Annotated in this window: 21 protein-coding genes; 16 read left to right on the top strand and 5 right to left on the bottom strand. The window is 66.2% G+C overall.

Annotation, left to right across the window (positions count from 1 at the left end; genetic code table 11):
• Positions 1–134 precede the first annotated feature (134 nt).
• Positions 135–371 (top strand): hypothetical protein, encoded by a 237-nt coding sequence (locus ACILQR_RS02465; RefSeq protein ID WP_271144555.1) that lies wholly within the window; start codon positions 135–137, stop codon positions 369–371.
• On the opposite strand, the gene ACILQR_RS02470 is transcribed toward ACILQR_RS02465, so the two are convergent.
• Positions 362–1,615, bottom strand: coding sequence for a D-amino acid dehydrogenase (locus ACILQR_RS02470; protein ID WP_395649933.1), 1,254 nt, complete (start codon positions 1,613–1,615; stop codon positions 362–364). The genes ACILQR_RS02465 and ACILQR_RS02470 overlap by 10 nt on opposite strands.
• Before the next feature lie 360 nt (positions 1,616–1,975).
• Here ACILQR_RS02470 and ACILQR_RS02475 point away from each other — a divergent pair, with 360 nt between their 5' ends.
• The 9 genes from ACILQR_RS02475 (at position 1,976) to egtB (ending at position 12,193) form a co-directional block, all read left to right on the top strand.
• A complete protein-coding gene (locus ACILQR_RS02475; RefSeq protein ID WP_395649934.1) occupies positions 1,976–3,160 on the top strand; it encodes an acyl-CoA dehydrogenase family protein in 1,185 nt (394 codons plus the stop codon).
• Between the two features lie 3 nt (positions 3,161–3,163).
• Entirely contained in the window at positions 3,164–3,514 is a 351-nt protein-coding gene (locus ACILQR_RS02480; protein ID WP_395649935.1) for a hypothetical protein, read from the top strand.
• Positions 3,505–4,626: an acyl-CoA dehydrogenase family protein gene (locus ACILQR_RS02485; protein ID WP_395649936.1), complete on the top strand. Its 1,122-nt coding sequence runs from the start codon at positions 3,505–3,507 to the stop codon at positions 4,624–4,626. The genes ACILQR_RS02480 and ACILQR_RS02485 overlap by 10 nt, the downstream gene beginning before the upstream one ends.
• A 141-nt stretch (positions 4,627–4,767) precedes the next feature.
• Positions 4,768–5,703, top strand: a complete 936-nt coding sequence (gene kdgD, locus ACILQR_RS02490) for a 5-dehydro-4-deoxyglucarate dehydratase (RefSeq protein ID WP_395649937.1) — start codon at positions 4,768–4,770, stop codon at positions 5,701–5,703.
• A 61-nt stretch (positions 5,704–5,764) separates the two neighbouring features.
• Positions 5,765–6,667: a LysR substrate-binding domain-containing protein gene (locus ACILQR_RS02495; RefSeq protein WP_395649938.1), complete on the top strand. Its 903-nt coding sequence runs from the start codon at positions 5,765–5,767 to the stop codon at positions 6,665–6,667.
• Positions 6,668–6,682: 15 nt separating this feature from the next.
• Positions 6,683–8,263 carry a carboxylesterase/lipase family protein gene (locus tag ACILQR_RS02500; RefSeq protein ID WP_395649939.1) on the top strand — a complete coding sequence of 527 codons (1,581 nt, stop codon included), beginning with the start codon at positions 6,683–6,685 and terminating at the stop codon, positions 8,261–8,263.
• 82 nt (positions 8,264–8,345) lie between these two features.
• Complete coding sequence (locus tag ACILQR_RS02505; RefSeq protein WP_271144547.1) at positions 8,346–8,651, top strand: SCP2 sterol-binding domain-containing protein; 306 nt, start codon at positions 8,346–8,348, stop codon at positions 8,649–8,651.
• Between the two features lie 84 nt (positions 8,652–8,735).
• Positions 8,736–9,947 (top strand): acyl-CoA dehydrogenase family protein, encoded by a 1,212-nt coding sequence (locus ACILQR_RS02510; RefSeq protein WP_395649940.1) that lies wholly within the window; start codon positions 8,736–8,738, stop codon positions 9,945–9,947.
• Between the two features lie 89 nt (positions 9,948–10,036).
• The gene (gene egtB / locus ACILQR_RS02515; protein ID WP_395649941.1) at positions 10,037–12,193 is read left to right on the top strand and encodes an ergothioneine biosynthesis protein EgtB; all 2,157 of its coding nucleotides are present in this window, start codon (positions 10,037–10,039) and stop codon (positions 12,191–12,193) included.
• A gap of 64 nt (positions 12,194–12,257) precedes the next feature.
• Here the strand turns inward: egtB and ACILQR_RS02520 are convergent, their stop codons facing one another.
• Both ACILQR_RS02520 and ACILQR_RS02525 read right to left on the bottom strand, forming a co-directional pair.
• A complete protein-coding gene (locus ACILQR_RS02520) occupies positions 12,258–12,488 on the bottom strand; it encodes a general stress protein (protein ID WP_271144544.1) in 231 nt (76 codons plus the stop codon).
• 107 nt (positions 12,489–12,595) lie between these two features.
• Positions 12,596–12,742 carry a hypothetical protein gene (locus tag ACILQR_RS02525; protein ID WP_271144543.1) on the bottom strand — a complete coding sequence of 49 codons (147 nt, stop codon included), beginning with the start codon at positions 12,740–12,742 and terminating at the stop codon, positions 12,596–12,598.
• A gap of 116 nt (positions 12,743–12,858) precedes the next feature.
• Between ACILQR_RS02525 and ACILQR_RS02530 the strand changes: the two genes are divergently transcribed.
• On the top strand, positions 12,859–13,164 hold the full coding sequence (locus ACILQR_RS02530; protein WP_395649942.1) for a hypothetical protein: 306 nt from the start codon (positions 12,859–12,861) through the stop codon (positions 13,162–13,164).
• Positions 13,165–13,168: 4 nt separating this feature from the next.
• Here the strand turns inward: ACILQR_RS02530 and ACILQR_RS02535 are convergent, their stop codons facing one another.
• Positions 13,169–13,870, bottom strand: coding sequence for an MBL fold metallo-hydrolase (locus ACILQR_RS02535; protein ID WP_395649943.1), 702 nt, complete (start codon positions 13,868–13,870; stop codon positions 13,169–13,171).
• Between the two features lie 185 nt (positions 13,871–14,055).
• On the opposite strand from ACILQR_RS02535, the gene tig reads away from it, so the two are divergent.
• The 4 genes from tig to ACILQR_RS02555 all read left to right on the top strand — a co-directional run bounded on the left by tig (position 14,056) and on the right by ACILQR_RS02555 (position 19,015).
• Positions 14,056–15,399: a trigger factor gene (gene tig / locus ACILQR_RS02540; protein WP_395649944.1), complete on the top strand. Its 1,344-nt coding sequence runs from the start codon at positions 14,056–14,058 to the stop codon at positions 15,397–15,399.
• 200 nt (positions 15,400–15,599) lie between these two features.
• Complete coding sequence (locus ACILQR_RS02545; RefSeq protein WP_395649945.1) at positions 15,600–17,801, top strand: tetratricopeptide repeat protein; 2,202 nt, start codon at positions 15,600–15,602, stop codon at positions 17,799–17,801.
• 67 nt (positions 17,802–17,868) lie between these two features.
• Entirely contained in the window at positions 17,869–18,510 is a 642-nt protein-coding gene (locus ACILQR_RS02550) for an ATP-dependent Clp protease proteolytic subunit (protein ID WP_271144539.1), read from the top strand.
• A 184-nt stretch (positions 18,511–18,694) separates the two neighbouring features.
• Complete coding sequence (locus ACILQR_RS02555; protein ID WP_271144538.1) at positions 18,695–19,015, top strand: hypothetical protein; 321 nt, start codon at positions 18,695–18,697, stop codon at positions 19,013–19,015.
• Positions 19,016–19,018: 3 nt separating this feature from the next.
• Here ACILQR_RS02555 and ACILQR_RS02560 read toward each other — a convergent pair whose 3' ends face one another.
• The gene (locus tag ACILQR_RS02560) at positions 19,019–19,666 is read right to left on the bottom strand and encodes an HAD-IB family hydrolase (RefSeq protein WP_395649946.1); all 648 of its coding nucleotides are present in this window, start codon (positions 19,664–19,666) and stop codon (positions 19,019–19,021) included.
• A gap of 203 nt (positions 19,667–19,869) precedes the next feature.
• On the opposite strand from ACILQR_RS02560, the gene clpX reads away from it, so the two are divergent.
• Positions 19,870–21,138 carry an ATP-dependent Clp protease ATP-binding subunit ClpX gene (clpX, locus tag ACILQR_RS02565; protein ID WP_395649947.1) on the top strand — a complete coding sequence of 423 codons (1,269 nt, stop codon included), beginning with the start codon at positions 19,870–19,872 and terminating at the stop codon, positions 21,136–21,138.
• Positions 21,139–21,220 lie beyond the last annotated feature (82 nt).

A 21,220-nucleotide genomic window follows, 5' to 3' on the forward strand; every position in this document is an offset into this window, starting at 1 on the left:
AGGCTCTTTGTTCGACCGGTCATCGGCGCTATATCCGGCCACGGTATGTTTGACGGGCTCCGTCAGAAGCGTCCTGGTTTTCAATGTGATTCAATCTCCTGACCACGGTTCGGGAGATCGGGTGGAGTAGGGCGATGGCCGGTCCGGCGGACGAACTGAAGATGGCGCGCACGATCCTGGGGTGGGATCATGAGCAACTGGGGCGCGCCCTGCGTCTGGCCGGGACGCCGGAGAAGCGGACGGCGCGGGTGCGCGAGATGGAGATGGGCAAGCGTGACATCTCGGGCCCTGTGCAGGTCGCGATCGAGGCCCTGATGAGCGGCTGGCGGCCCAACGGCTGGACCGACGCCCCGCCTGCCGATCAGGCGTAGCGGGCGATTTCCAGATCGGCGGTCTCGACCTCGGGCTTCACGCCGGAGATCAGGTCGGCCAGCACACGGCCCGAGCCGCAGGCCATGGTCCAGCCCAGGGTGCCGTGACCGGTCGACAGCCACAGACCCTTGTATTTCGTCCGGCCGATCACCGGCGTGCCGTCCGGCGTCATGGGGCGAAGACCCGTCCAGTATTTCGCCGCGCCGACATCTCCGGCGCCGGGGAACAGGGTGGTCAGGGAATGCTCCAGCGTCGCCTGCTGGTGCGGCGGCAGGTCGTGGCTGTAGCCGCCGAGCTCGGCCATACCGCCGACACGGATGCGGTCGCCCAGGCGGGTGATGGCGATCTTGTAAGTCTCGTCCATGACGGTCGAGACGGGTGCGCCGGGCTCATCGGCGATCGGCACGGTGATCGAATAGCCCTTCACCGGATAGACGGGCAGACCAAGCCCGAGGGGCTTCAGCATCCGGGTCGAATAGCTGCCCAGGGCGACGACATAGGCGTCGGCGGTCAGATCGCCCTTGTCGGTGCGGACGGCGGTGACCTCATTGGCCTGGGTCGAGATCCATTCGACGGTCTCGTTGAAGCGGAAGACGACGCCCAAGGCGGCGGCCATTTCGGCCAGGCGGTTGGTGAAGATGTGGCAGTCGCCGGTCTCGTCATTGGGCAGGCGCAGGCCCCCGACGATGGTGGCCTCCGAACGCGCCAGCCCCGGCTCGGCGGCGATGCAGCCGGCCTTGTCGAGAACCTCGCAGGGGACGCCCTCGTGGTTCAGGACCTTGACGTCCTTGGCCGAGTCCTCGAGCTGGCGCTCGGTGCGGAACAGCTGGAGCGTGCCCTGGGCCCGGCCGTCGTAGGCGATGCCGGTCTCGGCGCGCAGGGCCATCAGCTGGTCGCGGCTGTATTCCGCCAGACGGACCATCCGCTCCTTGTTGCGCACATAGCGTGAGGGGGTGCAGTTCCTCAGCATGGCCAGACCCCACTGGATCATGGCCGGATCAACGCGGGGCCGCAGGATCAGCGGCGCGTACTTCATCAGTAGCCAGCGCGGGGCCTTGCGCGGGATCGAGGGCGCGGCCCAGGGTGAGGAATATCCCGGAGACACCTGGCCGGCGTTGGCGAAACTGGTCTCCAGCGCGGGGCCCGGCTGACGTTCGACGACCGTGACCTCATGCCCGGCCCGGGCCAGGTAGTAGGCGGTGGTCACCCCGATGACGCCGGCGCCGAGAACCAGAACTTTCAACGCGGCTTCTCCGTACGAAAACAAGGACGTCCCAGACTACACCCGATTCAGGGGCGATAACATGCCCTGATCGAACGGGGCGATGCGTGATTTTTTCACACCTCTGCTGAGGGGCCGGCCGCTCCATCGTGAAACCTGCGCCGACCGATGGCGGTGGCGGTCCGAAAACACACCGCCAAACCGCCAAACCGCCAAATCCAGGCCGGGCCTGTCGAAGGCTCGACAAGAGTTGGTGTTCCGCCCTTCGATGCGCAAGAGTCGGGGAGGAAATAAATCCTAGCGCGATCGGTCGCGGGCTGACGCTACGTCATCGTGCGATCGCTGCTAGAGTGATCGCCAGAGGAAACGCGGGGACACGCGATGGCTGATCTTGAGACATTCCGGGCCGAGACACGCGCCTGGCTTGAGGCGAACTGCCCGGCGGAATGCCGGGGGCCGCTGGACAGTGACGAGGACCGGGTCTGGGGCGGACGCAACGCCGTGTTCAAGACCCCGGCCCACAAGGTCTGGATGGACGTCATGGGCGCGCGCGGCTGGACCGCGCCGGAATGGCCGACCGAATACGGGGGCGGGGGGCTAAGCCGCGAGGAGGCCAAGGTTCTGGCGTCCGAGATGCGCCGCATCGACGCCCAGATGCCCCTGTCCAGCTTCGGCATCTGGATGCTGGGCCCGGCCCTGCTGCAGTTTGGGACCGAGGAACAGAAGAAGCGCTTCCTGCCCGAGATCGTGCGCGGCGAAATCCGCTGGTGCCAGGGCTATTCCGAGCCGGGCGCGGGGTCGGACCTAGCGGGGGTTCAGACCCGCGCCGACGATAGGGGCGATCACTGGATCGTCAACGGCCAGAAGGTCTGGACCTCCTATGCCGACAAGGCCGACTGGATCTTCTGTCTGGTGCGGACCGACCCGGAGGCACCCAAGCATCTGGGGATTTCGTTCGTCCTGTTCGACATGGCGACGCCGGGGGTTTCGACCCGGCCGATCACGCTGATATCGGGCAAGTCGCCCTTCTGTGAGACCTTCTTCGACGATGTGCGGGTGGAGAAGGCCAATCTGGTCGGGGCGCTGAACCGGGGCTGGGACGTGGCCAAGGCGCTGCTGGCGCACGAGCGAACCATGATCGGCGGCATGGGCATGATCGGGGGCGGCCGCCCGATGGGGCAGGTCGCCGCTGATAGCGTCGGTGCCGATGCCGAGGGGCGTCTGGGCGATCCGATGCTGCGGGCGCGGATCGCCGATCTGGAGGTCGATCTGGCGGCGTTCCAGCTGTCGATGGAGCGGGTCGGGGATCAGGTGAAGGCGAAGCAGGTGTCGCCGGCAATCGCCTCCATGCTGAAATACTATGGGTCGGAGCTGAACAAGCGACGCCACGAACTGGCCATGACGGCGGGGGGATCGGATGCGCTGGAGTGGGAGAGCGAGCGGTCGCACCACGGCGGGGCGGCACGCGACTGGCTGCGGACCAAGGCCAATTCGATCGAGGGCGGGACCAGCGAGATTCAGCTGAACATCATCGCCAAACACCTGCTGCAACTGCCCGGGGCGTGAGCCTTGAACAGTGACCTCTACTGCAAGGTCTATCTGACCGGGCCGGACCGCGAGGCCACCCGGAATGCGATTCGGGCGGCTCTGATTGTAGCGGTGGGCGGGCGTTTCGAGCACCGCACCTTGCGGGTGGACGGATTGCTGATCGACCTGATCCCCAACACGGACGGACGCGGCGAGACCGATTTCATCGGCTGGCTCCTCTATCTGGAGATCACCGCCGAGCCCGGCCACGCAGACGCGGACGCGTTCGTCGCCTCGATTCGCCGCTTGCTGGGTGGGCTGCGCGACCAGGCGATCCAGGTCGTCCCCAGTTGCGATTTCGAAGATCAACTCCAGGACCTCTCATGCCGCTGATCCTCACCGAAGAACAGACGATGCTGAAGGAGGCCGCCGACGGCTTTCTGAGCGAGAATGCGCCGATCGCGCATCTGAGGAAGCTCCGCGACGAGCACGACGCGGACGGCGTGTCGCGAGACCTGTGGAAGGCGTTCGGCGAGATGGGATTTGCGGGCGTCATCATCCCCGAGGAACACGGCGGCTCAGGCCTGGGCGCGGTCGAGGCGGGGGTACTGGCCGAGGCGCTGGGGCGGACCCTGACGCCCTCGCCCTTCATGGGGTCGGGGGTGCTGGCGGCGAAGGTGCTGGTGGACGGGGGATCGGCGGAGCAGCAGGCGGCCTGGCTGCCGCGCATCGCGGGCGGTGAGGCGATCCTGTCTTTGGCTGTGGACGAGGGGGCCAAGCACCGGCCCTCGGCCATCGCCACGACCGCAGAGCGGTCAGGCAACGGCTTCAAGCTGAACGGGGCCAAGGGCTTCGTGCTGGATGGCCATGTTGCCAACGCCCTGATCGTGGCGGCGCGGACCGACGGGGGGCTGACCCTGTTTCTGGTCGATCCGAAGACGGCGGGCGTCGAGATCGAACGCACCGTGATGGTCGATGCTCACAATGCCGCGCGAGTGACCCTGACCGATGTCCAGGTCGACGCGGACGCAGTGATCGGGGCGGTCGATGCGGGTGAGGGGCTGCTGGAGGGCGCGCTGAACCTGGGCCGGGCCTGTGCGGCGGCGTCCCTGACCGGGGCAGGGGACCAGGCGTTCCAGCTGACGCTCGAATACCTGCGGACCCGCAAGCAGTTCGGAAAGCTGATCGGCGAGTTCCAGGCGTTGCAGCACCGGGCGGCGCATCTGTTCACCGAGATCGAGCTGGCGCGGGCGGCCGTGCTGGGTGCGTTGCAGCGTCTGGACGCAGGGCGCGAGGATGCGGGGCTGGCCGTCTCAGTGGCCAAGGCCAAGGCAGGGCGGGTCGCCGAACTGGCAGTGCAGGAGGCGGTCCAGATGCACGGCGGGGTCGGCATGACCGACGCCTTCGACGTTGGGCTGTTCATGAAGCGGGTGCGGGTGCTGAACGAACTGCTGGGCGACGCCGGCTTCCACACCGAGCGACTGGCGCGCGCCCAAGGGTACTGAGGGCGATCAAGCCAAAACGCGCATCGGTCGATAGCTGCATTGGCTTGGACCCGCATCAAAGACCGGAATACCGTTCGATCAGGGCGCGACGACAGCGCCGGGCGGCACGGCCGTCTTTGAGCGAGGAATTCCATGTCCAGAATGACGCCCGCGGAAATGGCCGCGACCATCGGCGGCGGTTTGCTGTCGTTTCCGGTCACCCATTTCGACGCCGAGCAGCAGTTCGTCGAGAAGGACTATCGCGACCATTGCGCCTGGATGCTGGAGTATGAGCTCGCTGGCCTGTTCGCTGCGGGCGGCACCGGCGAGTTCTTCTCCCTGACGCCCGAAGAGGTCGGCAAGGTGGTCAAGGCCGCCGTCGAGGAAACCGCCGGCAAGACCCCGGTCATCGCCGGGGCCGGATACGGCACCGCCATGGCCGTCGATCTGGCTCAATCGGCCGAGGCGAACGGGGCCGACGGCATCCTGTTGCTGCCCAACTATCTGATGGTGCCGGGCCAGGAAGGTCTGGCGGCCCACGTCGAGGCGGTCTGCAGGGCGACGTCGCTGGGCGTCATCGTCTATAATCGCGACAATGCCGTGCTGCAGCCCGAGACCCTGGAAAAGCTGTGCGAGCGCAACGCGAACCTGGTCGGGTTCAAGGACGGCGTCGGCGACATCGAGTTGATGATGCAGGTCTATGCGCGGATGGGCGATCGCCTGACCTATGTCGGTGGCCTGCCGACCGCCGAGACCTTTGCGCCCGCTTATCTGGAGATGGGGGTCACGACCTATTCGTCGGCGATCTTCAACTTCGTGCCGGAGTTCGCGCTGGATTTCTACAAGGCCGTCCGGGCCCGTGACCATGCGACCATCATGGCGGGTCTGCGTGATTTCGTGCTGCCGTACATCGCGCTGCGCAACAAGGGCAGGGGTTATGCCGTCTCGATCGTCAAGGCAGGCATGACCGCGATCGGCCGCACCGCCGGTCCGGTCCGCACGCCGCTGATCGACCTGAAGCCCGCCGAACTGGCCGAACTGTCGGCGCTGATCGCCCGCGTGCAACCGGCCGCGCCGAAACTGGCGGCGAACGGATAGGGTCGGTGGCCTGTCCGTTCGGGTCCGCAGGGCCTAGAACCCATCGCCTGGGAGAGAGGCGATGAACATGTTCGAGCTGAGCCAGTTGCGGTGCTTCGTCGCCGTCGCCGAGGAACTGCATTTCGGCCGGGCCGCCCAACGCCTCAACATGACCCAGCCGCCGCTGAGCCGTCAGGTGCAGTTGCTGGAGCGGATCCTGGGCGTCGTCCTGCTGGACCGGACCAGCCGGTCGGTGCGGCTGACACCGGCGGGGCGGTCGTTCCTGATCGAGGCGAAACGCATCCTCAGACTGGCCGAAAGCGCGGCTCTGGCCACGCGACGGATCGCCAGCGGTGACGCTGGCCGGGTCGCGGTCGGGTTCACGGCGGCCTCGGGCTATTCCTTCCTGCCCAATCTGGTCGACCTGGCCCGGACCCAGTTGCCGAACGTCGACCTGACCCTGCGTGAACTGGTGTCGGGCGAACAGGTCGAGGCCTTGCTGACCGGGCGGATCGACCTGGGGCTGGTGCGGCCGCCCCTGACCCGGCCCGAGTTCGACAAGGTGAGGGTGCTGACCGAGCCCCTGGTCGCGGCCCTGCCCAGCGGCGATCCGCGTCTGGACAAGGACCGGATCAGCCTGGCCGATTTCGACGCCCAGCCGATGATCATGTATGCGCCCGAAGGGGCCGGCTATTTCCACGCCATGCTGACGGCCATGTTCGACGAGGCCGGGGTCTCGCCCCAGTACGTCCAGCATATGGCGCAGATCCACTCGATTCTGGCCCTGGTCCACGCCCGGATCGGGGCGGCGGTGGTGCCCGAGGCCGCGACCAAGCTGCATTTCGAGGGGGTCGAGTTCAGGCCTCTGGACACCACGCCGGAACACCCGGTCGAACTGTTCGTCGCGTGGCGTCGCGACAACGACAACCCCAGCCTGAAGCCGCTCCTCGACCTGATCGAGGCGCAGGCCAGGGCCACGCCCTAGCAAGGATACTCCGCCATGCAGACCCGTCGCACCGTGATCGCCACCGCAGCCATGGCCGGGGGACTGATGGCGACGGGCGGCGCGGCCTGGGCCGATCCGGACCAACCCGTGGCGACGACGCGGCACGGTCGGGTCCGGGGCTATGTCGATCAGGGCATCAAGGTCTTCAAGGGCGTGCGCTACGGCGCGGACACCGCACCGCGACGGTTCCAGCCCGGGGTGGCGCCCGAATCCTGGAGCGATGTCCGCGACGCCACGACCTATGGCGCGGCCAGCCCGCAGAAGTCGGATGAGGCCAATCAGTCCGAAGACTGTCTGTTCCTGAACGTCTGGACGCCCGAGCTTCGCGATGCGGCGAAGCGGCCGGTGATGGTCTATGTCCACGGCGGGGCCCACGCCAACGGCTCGGGGTCGAGTCCGCTGTATGACGGGGTGGCCCTGTGTCGGCGCGGCGATGTGGTGGTCGTGACCCTGAACCACCGTCTGAATGTGTTCGGGTACAATGGTCTGGGCCAGCTGCTGTCGCCGGTGGGGGGCGGGGTCTATGCCAAGTCGGGCAGTGTCGGGAACCTGGACCTGATGCTGGCCCTGCGCTGGGTGCGGGACAATATCGCCGAGTTCGGCGGCGACGCCGACAACGTCACGGTCTTTGGCCAGTCGGGCGGCGGGGCCAAGCTGGTGACCCTGATGGCCATGCCGTCGGCAGCCGGTCTCTTCCACAAGGTCATCACCATGAGCGGCCAGCACGTGACCGCCATGGGCCCGCAGCACGCCGAACTGAGGATGCGCGCCTTCCTCGACCACCTCGATCTGACACCGGATCGCGCGGCGGAGTTGGCCACCGTGCCCATGGGCCGGCTGGTCGAGGCCTTGGCGATGGACGACCCGATCGAGAAGGGCGGCATCTATTTCTGGTCGGTCATGGACCACGACACCCTGCCCAGACACCCTTTCGTGCCGGATGCGCCGAGGGAAAGCGCCCATATCCCCATGATCGTCGGCAATACCCACGACGAGGCCCGGGCCTTTACCGCGTCGGACGAGCGCAACTTCAGCCTGACCTGGGACACAGTGGCGGCCAAGCTGGCGCCCGAGTTCGTGGTCGATCTGAACGCCCAGTATGTGGTGGACTGGTATCGCAGACAGTTCCCGCAGATGTCGCCGGTCGATGTCTTCTTCGCTGCCGCCACCTGTGGCCGGTCGCGGCCGGGGCATCTGATCCAGGCCGAGGAGAGGGCGAAGATCGGCGACCGGACCTGGATGTACCAGCTGGATTTCGGATCGCCCATGGAGCCGAGGCTGGGTGCCTATCATTCGTTCGACATCGCCCTGGCCTTCGACAACTGCCACCAGCCGACATCGAAGACGGGGACTGGGCCGGAAGCGCTCAGGGTGGCCAATGCGATGAGCGAGACCTTCATCGCGTTCGCGAAGACCGGCAATCCGAACAATGCGGCGATCCCGGCCTGGAATCCCTATTCGCTGCCGGAACGGGCCACGATGATCTTCGACGTCGAGAGCCGGAGCGAGAACGATCCCCGTGCCGCCGAACGCCGGCTGTTCCAGACGGCGCCCTTTCTCAAGCAGGGAACGTGATCCAACTTGACCTGACGTGATCTTGGCATGGTGGTCGGGGAGGGCTAGGGCTGTCTCAAATCACTGTCTTAGGGAGACGACCATGGCCGACCTGGCTCAGGTTACCGAACACATCCGCAGCGCCGTCGGCGACAACTCCGGTCTGGGCAAGACCGTGAAGATCGACATGGGCGACACGGGCAAGATCTACATCGACGGCGCCTCGGTCCCGAACACGGTGACCAACGACGACAAGCCCGCCGACACGACCGTGACGGTCTCGTGGGACGACTTCATCGCCATGTCCGAAGGCAAGCTGGACGGCATGATGGCCTTCATGCAGGGCAAGCTGAAGATCGCCGGCGACATGATGATCGCCCAGAAGCTGATCCCGCTGCTGAAGCGTTGATGCCGGTCTGAAAAGACAAGAACGACACGGCGCGGCTCCGAAAGAGGGCCGCGCCGTTTTCATATCCGTCTCGGGAGGACGACCATGGATTTCAAGCACAGCGATCTCGGCCTGCACTGGCAGGAGCGGCTCCAGCGCTTCATGGACGACAAGGTGCTGCCGCGCTCGGCCGAATACTGGGCCCAGGTCCATGAGGATCACACGCGTCAGCCGCCCGTCATGGAAGAGATGAAGGCCCAGGCGCGCGAGGCCGGGCTGTGGAACATGTTCCTGCCGGGTGAACACGGCGCGGGCCTGACCAATGTCGAATACGCCCCGCTGGCCGAGATCATGGGCCACGCCCTGTGGTCGGCGGAGGTGTTCAACTGCGCCGCGCCGGATACCGGCAACATGGAAGTCCTGCACATGTACGGCAACGCCGAGCAGCAGGAGCAATGGCTGAAGCCCCTGATGGCCGGGACGATTCGCTCGGCCTTCCTGATGACCGAGCCGGCGGTCGCTTCGTCGGACGCGACCAACATCCAGACGTCGATCGTGCGCGACGGCGATGAATACGTCATCAACGGCCGCAAATGGTGGTCGACCAACATGGGCCATCCGAACGTCAGGATCGCCATCGTTATGGGCAAGACCGACACGGGGGCCGCGACCCACGCCCAGCAATCCCAGATCCTGGTGCCCACCGACACGCCGGGCTTCCGGGTCGAGCGGATGCTGAGCGTCTTCGGTTATGACGAACGGCCGATCGGCCATGCCGAGGTGGTGCTGGAGAATGTCCGGGTACCGGTCTCGAACCTGATCGCGGGCGAGGGCAGGGGGTTCGAGATCGCGCAAGGGCGGCTGGGGCCCGGCCGAATCCACCACTGCATGCGGACCATCGGGGCCGCCGAAAAGGCGCTGGCCCTGATGTGCGAGCGATTGTTGAACCGCACCGCGTTCAGAAAGCAGATCGCCGAGCATTCGGTCTGGGAACAGCGGGTCGGCGAGGCGCGGACCAATATCGAGATGTGTCGCCTGATGGTGCTGAAGGCCGCCTGGATGATCGACCAGGCCGGGGCCAAGAACGCCAAGTCCGAAATTTCGCAGATCAAGGTGGCGGCACCCAAGATGGCGCTGCAGATCATCGACGACGCGATCCAGGCCTTCGGCGGTGCCGGTGTATCGGCCGATACGCCGCTGGCAGAGTTGTACGCCCAGGTCCGCACCCTGCGCTTCGCCGATGGACCGGACGAGGTTCACAACCGGACCATCGCGCGGCTCGAATATGCCAAGCACGGCGGGCGTCCGGTTCGGTAGTTCCGACGTAGCTTCCGCCGCAGGAACGAAAACCGGACTGCGGCTTTCCGCTGCGATCGAAAGAATTCCAGTGAGCGGGGGCAGAGCCGATGAATGACCACGCGCGCGTCGCCACGCGACAGGACGACGACGTCGCCGCCTATCGCCGTGTCCGCGACGCCATGCCCGCACTGGCCAGGGGCCTGTCGGCCGAGGATCTGTCGGCCCAGGCCATGGCGGATGCCAGCCCCGGAAAATGGCATCTGGCGCATACCAGCTGGTTCTTCGAGGCCATGATCCTGGCGGCCGACGAGGGCTATGAGCCGGTCGATCCGCGTTTCCAGCAGATGTTCAACTCCTACTATGAGTCGCTGGGAGAACGGGTTGCGCGGCATGAGCGGGGGTTGATGACCCGGCCGTCGCTTGAGGACGTGCTGGCGTATCGCGCGGAGATCGATCGGCGGATGATCGATCGGTTGGGACGCGGCCTGACGTCGGGGGCGGATCGGTACCTGTTCGTGCTGGGCCTGCACCATGACCAGCAACATCAGGAGCTGTTCCTGATGGATATCCTGGCGTTGATGGCCCGGTCGCCGCTCGATCCCGCGGCCTATGCGGTCGAGCCGCGGGCGGTGCCGGTCGAGCCTGTGCGAGGCGGCTTCGAGACCTTCACCGGCGGAATGGTGACACTGGGTCATGACGGATCGGGGTTCGCCTTCGACAACGAAGGGCCTGCCCATCCGGTCTGGTTGCAGCCGTTCGGTCTGGCGCGCGACCTCGTGACCAACGGTGAGTGGATCGCCTTCATCGACGACGGCGGATACCGGCGGCCCGAGTTGTGGCTGTCGGACGGCTGGGCGACGGTGAAGGCCGAGGGCTGGCAGGCACCGCTGTACTGGCGCGCGGACCCGGGCGGCTGGACCACGATGTCACTTACCGGCCGTGTCCCGATCGACCCCCATGGGCCCGTGCGACATATCAGCGCCTATGAGGCGGACGCCTTTGCGTCCTGGGCCGGCAAACGTCTGCCGACGGAGGCGGAATGGGAGCATGCGGCGACCACCCGGCCCGAGGCGTTCTGCAATCTGTTCGGCGAGGTCTGGCAGCACACGTCCAGCGCCTATCTGCCCTATCCCGGCTTTCGACCGACCTCAGGGACGGCGGCGGAGTACAACGGGAAATTCATGGCCAATCAGAGTGTTCTGAGAGGGTCTTCGTTCGCGACGCCCGACGGCCATGGCCGCGCAACCTACCGCAACTTCTTCTACCCGCATCAGAGATGGGCCTTCATGGGATTGAGACTGGCCGAGGATCTGTCCTCGGAAGACGGGGACCTGGGTGACGACGCCGTCACCCGCGAGTTCCGAACCGAACTGCTGGCCGGTCTGGCCAAGCCGCAGAAGGCTGTGTCCCCCAAATGGTTCTACGACGCCGAGGGGTCACGGCTGTTCGAGGACATCACCCGCCTGCCGGAATACTATCCGACGCGCCAGGAGGCCGCCCTGCTGCGTGAGCTGGCCCCGTCCCTGACGGCCCGGTTCGGCGACCGCGCGGTGCTGGTCGAGTTCGGATCCGGGGCCAGCGAGAAGACCCGCATCCTGCTGGATGCCGCGCCCGATCTTGCCGCCTATGTGCCGATCGACATCAGTCCCGACGCGCTTGAGAACGCCGTGCAGAGCCTGTCGGCCGACTATACGTCTTTGCGGGTAGAGCCGGTTGTGGGCGATTTCCTGAACCTGCCGGCCCTGCCTGAGCTGGGTCTCGGACGCCGGGTGGGGTTCTTCCCGGGATCGACGCTCGGCAATCTGGATCGCGACGACGCGATCCGCTTCCTGACGGTGGCGCGAGAGCGGCTGGACGTCGGGGCCCTGTTCATTCTCGGTGTCGATCTGGTCAAGGATCCGGGGACCCTGGTCGCCGCCTATGACGATACGCAAGGGGTGACGGCGGCGTTCAACAAGAACCTGCTGGTCCGTGCCAATCGAGAACTCGGGGCGGATTTCGATCTTTCGGCCTTCGAGCACCTGGCGCTGTGGAACCCGGTCGACGCCCGGATGGAGATGCACCTGCGATCGACGCGCGACCAGAGGGTCAGGATCGGGGACGCGACCATCGATTTCATGGCGGGCGAAACGATCCACACCGAAAGCTCGCGCAAATATCGCGAGGCGACCGTCCGCGCCGTCGCCGAGGCCGCAGGCTGGCGGGTCGCGGCGTTCGAGGTCGGCCCGGAACCCTCGGTGGCTATCGCGGTCCTGGAAGCCTGATCAGAAACGAAAACGGGCGGCGGATCCTGCGATCCGCCGCCCGCTTCTGTCGGTCCTGAGGCGGCTATTCTGCCTGACCCTCGACCTCGTCTTCAGGTCGGCGTGTTCCGTGAGAGGCTTCGCCGCCCTTGCGGCCGGCCTGCGCGGCCAGACCACGGTCCTGAGAGAAGCTGCGCTTCTCGCTGGGGACGCTGGCTCCGCCCTTGCGAGCGATCTCACGTTGACGCTCGGGATCCATCGAGGCGAAGCCCCGCTTGGACACACCCGACGGACGGTTGGGCTGACCTTCGGCCATTCGGTTGTTCCTTCCTGAGTAAGCTACGGCTTGGCTTCAAAACCCCGGGGGTGGGGCAAGGTTCCGAGGCCACGTCGCTTTCGTGTCACGGTCAGGAATGATCCGGATCAGGACATCGGCTGGCCGAAATCGCCTTCGCCGCCACCGGGATCGAAGGGCGGGATTTCGTCCGGGCTGCCGGCCGGTTCGACCTCGGGCTGAAAATCGGGGGCCGGTTGTTCTTCGGGACGGGGTTCGGGTTCGTTGGGGGACATGGTGGGCTCCTTGGTGAACCCAACCAACGCGCCCGCAATCAGGATGTTCAGGTCGAACGGAACCGGCCGCCTGAAGGACTGTTCAATCGGCCAGCCCCTCAACCCAGGATGACGCCATGACCGATCCCTACGCCACCGCCCCGCCCGCTGATGACATCATCGACGATGACACCGAGTCCGCCCGCCTGGATCGCCAGGCCTCGGATTTTCTGGCGGATGCGGATCGTCGCGCGGCCGAGGAGCGGCCGTTCGGCCAGACGACCTCGATCCGTCAGGCGGTTCGCGAAGACCTGGGCCAGACGCGGGAGTGGGCGCGCAGCCGAGCCGCTTCGACCCGCGAAGCCATCGTGGATGAGCCGATCAAGGCCGCCCTCTATGCCGTCGGAGCCGGTGTCCTGATCGGGCTCCTGCTGCGTCGCTGAAGGCTCAGGACGGTCCCGTCGCGGGCCGGGCGATCGGTGTCGATCGCATCGCCCGGTCCGAGACATAGGGGTTGGTCTGGCGCTCGGCCCCGAAGGTCGAGATGGGCCCGTGGCCCGGCACGAAGGTCACCCCGTCACCCAGCGCCCACAGCTTGTGCGTTATGGAGTGAAGCAGGGCGTTGTGGTCGCTTCTCGGGAAGTCGGTTCGGCCAATCGATCCCTGAAAAATCACGTCGCCCACCTGGGCGAAGCCGCTCTCGCGGTTGAAGAAGACGACATGGCCCGGCGTGTGGCCCGGCGTGTGAACCACCTCCCAAGTCGTTTCCCCCAGCGTCACCGTGTCGCCGTCCGTCAGCCAGCGATCCGACGTGAAGGTGCGCGCCTCGGGCAATCCGTACATCTGGCCCTGGCGCGGAATGCCCTCGATCCAGAACAGGTCGTCCTCGTGCGGGCCGATGATCGGGACGCCGGTCTTTTCCTTCATCTCGGCCGCACCGCCCGCGTGATCCAGATGGCCGTGGGTGATCCAGATTTGGTCAAGGGTCAGGCCCCGCCGTGCGATCTCGCCCAGGACCTGATCCACGGCACCGCCCGGATCGATCACCGCAGCCTTGTTCGTCTTCACGCACCAGACCGTTGTGCAGTTCTGTTGCAGCGGGGTGACGGGGGTCACGAAGACGCCGATGGGCAGGGCAGATTGGGTCATAGGGCACAGATAGCGACGATCCGATCGATGCGAAACCATCGCCGCGTTGACCTTTGGGGCCCATCTCGACATAAGGGCGGCCTTCGAGGCGCCGCTTCCTGAATGGAGCGGCCCTTTCTGCTTTTCCACCCCGCGCGCGCAGCCTTGATACGGTCGCCGCGCCACAGAGCGTCAGAATCCCGGCCATGCAAGTCGTCGAAAAAACCACCGAAGGTCTCAGCCGTGTCATCGGCGTGACCATCCCTGCGGCCGAGCTGAACGCCAAGCTGGAAGCCAAGGTCAAGGAAGTCGCGCCGCAGATGAAGCTGAAGGGCTTCCGTCCCGGCAAGGTGCCCGTCACCTACGTCAAGAAGACCTTCGGCCGTGACTTCATGGGCGAGATCATCAACGCCGAGCTGAACGAGACCAGCCAGAAGGCTCTGGAAGAGATCAACCTGCGTCCCGCCGCCCCGGCCGAGATGAAGCTGCTGTCCGACATGGACAAGGTCATCAAGGGCGAGGAGGACCTGTCCTACGAGATGGCGCTGGAAGTCATGCCCGACTTCACCCCCGTCGATCCCAAGACGCTGAAGCTGGCCCGCCCGACCTATGAGGCGTCCGACGCCGATCTGGACGAGGCCCTGACCGAACTGGCCGGACAGGCCAAGAACTACGAAGACAAGAAGGGCAAGGCCGTGAAGGCCGCCGACGGCGATCAGCTGACCATCGATTTCCTGGGCAAGCTGGACGGCGAGCCCTTCGAGGGCGGCGCGGCCGAGGACGCCGACCTGGTGATCGGTTCCAACCGCTTCATCCCGGGCTTCGAAGAGCAGCTCAAGGGTGCCAAGGTCGGCGAAGAGAAGACCATCGAGGTCACCTTCCCGGCCGACTATCAGGCTGCCAACCTGGCCGGCAAGCTGGCCACCTTCGACGTCAAGGTGAAGGCCATCAAGGCCGAGGCCCCCGCCGTGGTGGACGAGGATTTCGCCAAGCGGATCGGCCTGGAATCGCTGGACAAGCTCAAGGAGCTGCTGCGCGACAACCTGAACCAGCAATACGCCGGTGCCGCCCGCTTCAAGCTGAAGCGCGCCCTGCTGGACCAGCTGGATGGGGCCCACAGCTTCGACCTGCCGCCCAAGATGGTCGAGGCCGAGTTCGACGGCATCTGGAAACAGGTCGAGGCCGACAAGGCCAAGGGTGACCTGCCCGAAGAGGATGCCGCCAAGTCCGACGAGGACCTGAAGGCCGAGTATCGCAAGATCGCCGAGCGCCGCGTGCGCCTGGGCCTGGTCCTGGCCGAAATCGGTCGCGCCAACAACATCGGCGTCACCGACCAGGAGCTGAACCAGGCCATCATGGCCGAAGCCCGCAACTATCCCGGTCAGGAAAAGATGGTGCTGGACTTCTATCGCCAGAACCCCAACGCCGCCGCCCAGATGCGCGCCCCGATCTATGAGGAGAAGGTCGTCGACCTGATCTTCAACCAGGCGGAAACCACCGACACGCCGATCACCAAGGAAGAGCTGCTCAAGGACGAAGACGAGGGCTGATCCCTTCGGTCAGCTTCCGTGGGTCGCGCAGGCGATCCCGAGCATGCATGATGGCCCCCGGCGTTCCGCGCCGGGGGCTTTTTCATGCGCATCTGGGGGATGCTGATCGCCGTGGTGCTGGGGGGGTTGTGGCTCCGACAATCCCGGCTGCGGCGCAGGATGCCGCGAGTCTCCGGGCGACAGAGGCGACGACACCCGACATGCTGGCGCTCGATGCCAGGGCGTCCACGGCGATCGAGACCCAGAACTGGGCCGAGGTCGAGGCCGCAATTCGCCTGTTGCTGCCGCTGGAACTGGTCGCCTACGGGCCCGATGATCCGCGTGTGTCGGCGAGCCATTCCTGGATGGCGACCGCGATCCGGCTTCTGGGGAGGCCTTTCGCCGACTATGAGGCCCATCTGCGCGAGCGGCTGCGGATCGCGGAGCGTCATCCGACGGATCGGGACGGCCTGGGGGCGGCGCGGGCACAGCTGGCCTTTGCCCTGGTCGAGGCGGGTCAACCGGCCGGGGCCGTTCCGTTGTTCGAGGGCGCTCTTGAGGGTCTGTCCGTTCGGCCGCCTGCGGACCCTGACCTGCTGACGATTCGCAACAACCTGGCCGACGCCCTGTCGGCCGTGGAGCGCAAGCCCGAGGCGGTGATCCAGCTTCAGGCCGTGCTGGATGCGGTGCTCAGCGGCGGCGACGCCTCGATGAAGGCGGCCGCGGCCAACCGGCTGGCCGTCCGCCTGTACGAGCTTGGGCGCTATGCCGAGGCCGAGCCGGCCTATCGGTTGGAACTGGACAACCGCACGGCGGCCGGCGGTGCAGACGCCCCCCACGCCGCGACCGCTGCCTACTGGCTGTCCGAAACGCTGAAGAAGCTTGATCGAGGGGCCGAGACCGAACCTCTGCTGGTCCGGATTCTCGAGCTGGAGAGCGAGACGAACGGGCAGCAACGGGTGTTGAGCGACGATCAGGTGGCGCGGTCGGCGCTGGACCTGGGTGTTCTGCGCTATCGCGACGGGCGCATCGCCGAGGCGGAAACCCCGTTCCGGGCCGCCGTCGCCCTAAGCCGCCGCGAGCCGGCTACGCCGGCGCTGCTGTTCCCGCCGGCCTCGTGGCTGGGTGTGACGCTGCGCAATCTGGACCGCCAGGCCGAGGCCGAGCCGATTCAGGTGGAAGCGGTCCAACTGGCCGAGGCCGTGCATGGCGAAAGCGATCCGGCCGTCGCGGTCCAGTTGTTCAACCTGGGTTCGACCTATCTGGACCAGTACAAATACATCGAGGCCCTGCGTGTCCTGCGGCGCGCGGTGGCGATCGACGATGCCGCAGCCCAGCCGAAGGTCCGTACGATCGAGGCGTTCGGCATGGCTGCGCACCGGTCGGGGCTCTATCCCGAAGCCGAGGCGGCGCGCCGGCGGGCCCTGGCCATGCGACTGGACGAGACCCCCGCCAACCCCGTGGCGACCGGGCGTGCCCGGCTGCACCTGGCCAGTACCCTCTACGCCCAGGAACGCTATGCCGAGACCGAGGCGATCCAGCAGCAAGCGCTCGTGGACGCGGCCGATCCCCGGCTCCGCGCCGACGTCCTGACCGACCTGGCCATGACCACCCACAACCTGGGTCGCACCAGCGCTGCCGAGACCCTGTTTCGCGATGCGCTGACGGCGACGGAACAGGCCTATGGCGCAAACGACGTCGCGACGGCGGGGGCCATGTTGCGGCTGGGCAATGCCATGGGGGCGAGGGGCGACTGGTCCAGGGCCGATACCCTGCTGGCGCGTGCGGCGGAGCTGGCTGCGGCCTCGAACGATCGCATCCTGCTGGCCAATGTCCATATGGCCCTCGGAGCCGCCTTCAGCGACACCGGCCAGCCGGACCGCGCCATGCGAAACCTCGGCATGGCGTTCCAGATCCGACGCGAACTGTTCGGCGCGGGCCATCCCGACACCGTCAACGTCATTCGCCGCATGGCGCTGGAGATGGTCGAGCAGGGGCAGTACGCCCAGGCCGAGACCTATCTGAAATCCCTGCTCGATCTGCGCGAGCGCGGGTTTGGCCCGAATCATCCTCAGACGGCCGACGGCCTTCAGGAGCTGGCGTTGGCGATCTTCATGCAGGACCGGTTCGAGGAGGCGGTACCGCTGATGCGTCGGGCGCTGGCGATCACGGAGACGGCCGATGATCCGCGCAGCCGGATCCGCGTCGGCACCAACCTGGGGGTAACCCTGATCCGGGCCGAGCAGCCCGATCAGGCGCTGGTCGTCCTGCGCGCCGCCGCCCGGTCCCTGCTCGAGCGTGTGGGTGGTCAGGCGACGGGGCAGGACGGGCGATCAGACCTGAATGGCCTGCGTTATCTGTTTCGCAACTCCGTCCGTGCGGCATGGGATGCGTCCATGCCGCTTGAAACCGGGCCTCTGTGACGCGATATCCAAGACCAAGCCAGACGCGTGCTGATTCGGGCGCGCCATAATCATCGAGAAGGCCAGAATGCGCGATCCGATCGACTACATCTCGAACAACCTCGTCCCCATGGTGGTGGAACAGTCCAGCCGGGGCGAGCGGGCCTTCGACATCTTCTCGCGCCTGCTGCGTGAGCGGATCATCTTCCTGACCGGTCCCTTCGAGGACGGCATGGCGTCGCTGATCTGCGCCCAGCTGCTGTTCCTGGAATCGGAGAACCCCAAAAAGGAAATCTCCATGTACATCAACAGCCCCGGCGGTCAGGTGACCTCGGCGCTCGCGATCTATGACACCATGCAGTACATCAAGTCGCCGGTTTCGACGGTGGTTATGGGCATGGCCGCCTCGGCAGGCTCCCTGATCCTGACGGCCGGTGAGGCGGGCCAGCGCATCGCCCTGCCCAACGCCCGCATCATGGTCCACCAGCCCTCGGGCGGGTTCCGGGGCCAGGCGTCCGACATCGAGCTGCACGCCGCCGACATCCGCTACACCAAGCGCCGCCTCAACGAGATCTATGTCCACCACACGGGGCGGACGTACGAGGAGGTCGAGAAGACGCTGGACCGCGACCACTTCATGGACGCCGAATCGGCCAAGGCCTGGGGCATCGTCGATCACGTCTACGACAAGCGCACCGAAGCCGAAGCGGACGGTATCAAGACCGTCTGATTTCCTCCCCGCAAAGCGGGGAGGTGGCGCGGCGTTCTTCATGCCGTGACGGAGGGGCTCTGTGCGCCCCACGGTGGTCTTGTTTGGACAAAGCCATCGTGTCCGTGTCAAACAGCCCCTCCACCACCCGCCAAGCGGCGGGCGGTCCCCCTCCCCACGCTGCGCGCGTGGAGGAAAGTAAGCCATGCAGCACACCCGCGATCTCAAAGGCGTCGTCCATGTCGATGGCGACGACTATGCCTGGGAGGTCCGTCGCCAGCCCCAGCGCACCACCGGCAACGAATGGCAGGGGATCGGCATCGCCCTGCGCCAGGTCGATGCTCAGCGCGAGGCGATCGTCCAGTTCCCCATGGCGATGCGGTCCAACGGTGCCCCGAACTTCGAGCGCCAGCGGATCAACGTCGAGGCGGTCAAGAACGCCGTCGCCTCGGCCATCGCGGCGGGCTGGGATCCCACGTCGCGCGGCAAGGTGGTCGTGTTCGACGTGGACGCAGACGGCAACTGAGCCCTACGGCCGCCCTCTGAACACGCGGAAGCCGGGCGTCTCGGCCATGGCCAGCATCTCGGTATCGCCGGATGTGTCGCCATAGGCGGCCAGAACCCTGACGTCGTCGCCATAGGCCGCTTTCAGCCGTCGCACCTTTTCCTCGCCACGACAGTTCTCGCCGGTGAAGGCCCCCGTCACGCGGCCGGCCTCATCGAAGGTCAAGGACGTGCCCAGCAGGGCCTCGGCGCCCAGCCTGCGGGCGAAGGGGCCGACGGTTTCCTCGGGCGAGGCGGTGACGATGACGCGGTGCGCGCCCCTGGCCCCCCAGTCGTTCCAGCAGGCCAGGGCGTCCGGTCGCATGAACCGGTTCCAGACATCCTGCGCGAACGCCTCGGCCTCGGTCGCCAGGGTCGCCCGGTCAACGCCGCCCAGAAACTCGCGCACCGAGGCCGCCTTGATCCGCCCCCGGTCGCGGTCCCGGGCATAGGTCGCCACCGCCGGGGCCAGCTTGACCAGACCCATCGCCCAGCCGCGGCGTCCGGCCCGCCAGCGCAGGAAGGCGGTGAAGCTGTCGCGAATCGTCAGGGTGCCGTCGAAATCGAAGGCGACGATGGGTCGGCCTTCCGCGACGCTATGGCGATCGGACCCTTGCGTCCCCATGTCACTCATCCGCCGCAGTCCCCGTCGACATTGAACATCTCCCCGATCATCACGAACTGCTCAACCGGGCGGGGTTGTGACGAGCGGCCGGATGGTTGATTGTCATTTTTTGAATATCTTCGCGTCCATAGTGGTGGAATCAACGCGAAGGAAGCGTGTCGGTCGCAGCCGTTTTTAACGGAGCCGCAACCCCACGAGATTGAGAAGGGTCCATGACCAAAGCCGCCGGAACCGACGCCAAGAGCACTCTGTACTGCTCCTTCTGCGGCAAGAGCCAGCACGAAGTCCGCAAGCTGATTGCGGGCCCGACCGTGTTCATCTGTGATGAATGCGTCGAACTGTGCATGGATATCATCCGTGAAGAGCACAAGATCGGCTTCAAGAAGTCGACCGACGGCGTCCCCACGCCCAAGGAAATCCGCGAAGTCCTCGACGACTATGTGATCGGCCAGAGCCACGCCAAGAAGGTGCTGAGCGTCGCCGTCCACAACCACTACAAGCGCCTGAACCACGCGACCAAGAACAACGACGTCGAGCTGGCCAAGTCCAACATCATGCTGATCGGCCCCACGGGCTCGGGCAAGACGCTGCTGGCCCAGACCCTGGCCCGCATCATCGACGTGCCCTTCACCATGGCCGATGCCACGACCCTGACCGAAGCCGGTTATGTGGGCGAGGATGTCGAAAACACCATCCTGAAGCTGCTTCAGGCGTCGGATTACAACGTCGAGCGGGCCCAGCGCGGCATCGTCTACATCGACGAGATCGACAAGATTTCGCGCAAGTCGGACAACCCCTCGATCACCCGCGACGTCTCGGGCGAGGGCGTGCAGCAGGCCCTGCTGAAGATCATGGAAGGCACCGTCGCCTCCGTGCCCCCGCAGGGCGGCCGCAAGCATCCGCAGCAGGAGTTCCTGCAGGTCGACACCGCCAACATCCTCTTCATCGTCGGCGGCGCCTTCGCCGGTCTGGAAAAGGTGATCTCGGCGCGCGGGGCCGGCGCCTCCATCGGTTTCGGGGCCCAGGTCAAGGAAATCGACGAGCGTCGCACCGGCGATATCCTCAAGGGCGTCGAGCCTGACGACCTGATGCGGTTTGGCCTGATCCCCGAGTTCATCGGCCGTCTGCCCGTTCTGGCGACGCTGGAAGACCTGGACGAGGCGGCCCTGGTCACCATCCTGACCGAGCCCAAGAACGCCCTGGTCAAACAGTACAAGCGTCTGTTCGAGATGGAGAATGTCGAACTGACCTTCACCGACGACGCCCTGATCGCCGTCGCCAAGAAGGCCATCACCCGCAAGACCGGCGCGCGCGGTCTGCGTTCGATCCTGGAAGGCATCCTGCTCGAAACCATGTTCGAACTGCCGACCTTCGAAGGCGTCGAGGAAGTGGTGGTCAACGCCGAGGTCATCGACGGCAAGGCCCAGCCCCTGCTGATCTATTCCGAAGCCTCCAAGAAAAAGGCCGACGGCGCCGCCTGATCAGGCCGCCGCCGCTGAATGAAATGAGGGCCGGAGCGGCGACGCTCCGGCCCTTTTTTCCACCTCCCCGTCGGCGAAGGCC

The sequence above is a fragment of the Brevundimonas sp. genome, from assembly GCF_044239655.1.
In the GTDB taxonomy this organism is placed as follows: Bacteria; Pseudomonadota; Alphaproteobacteria; order Caulobacterales; family Caulobacteraceae; genus Brevundimonas.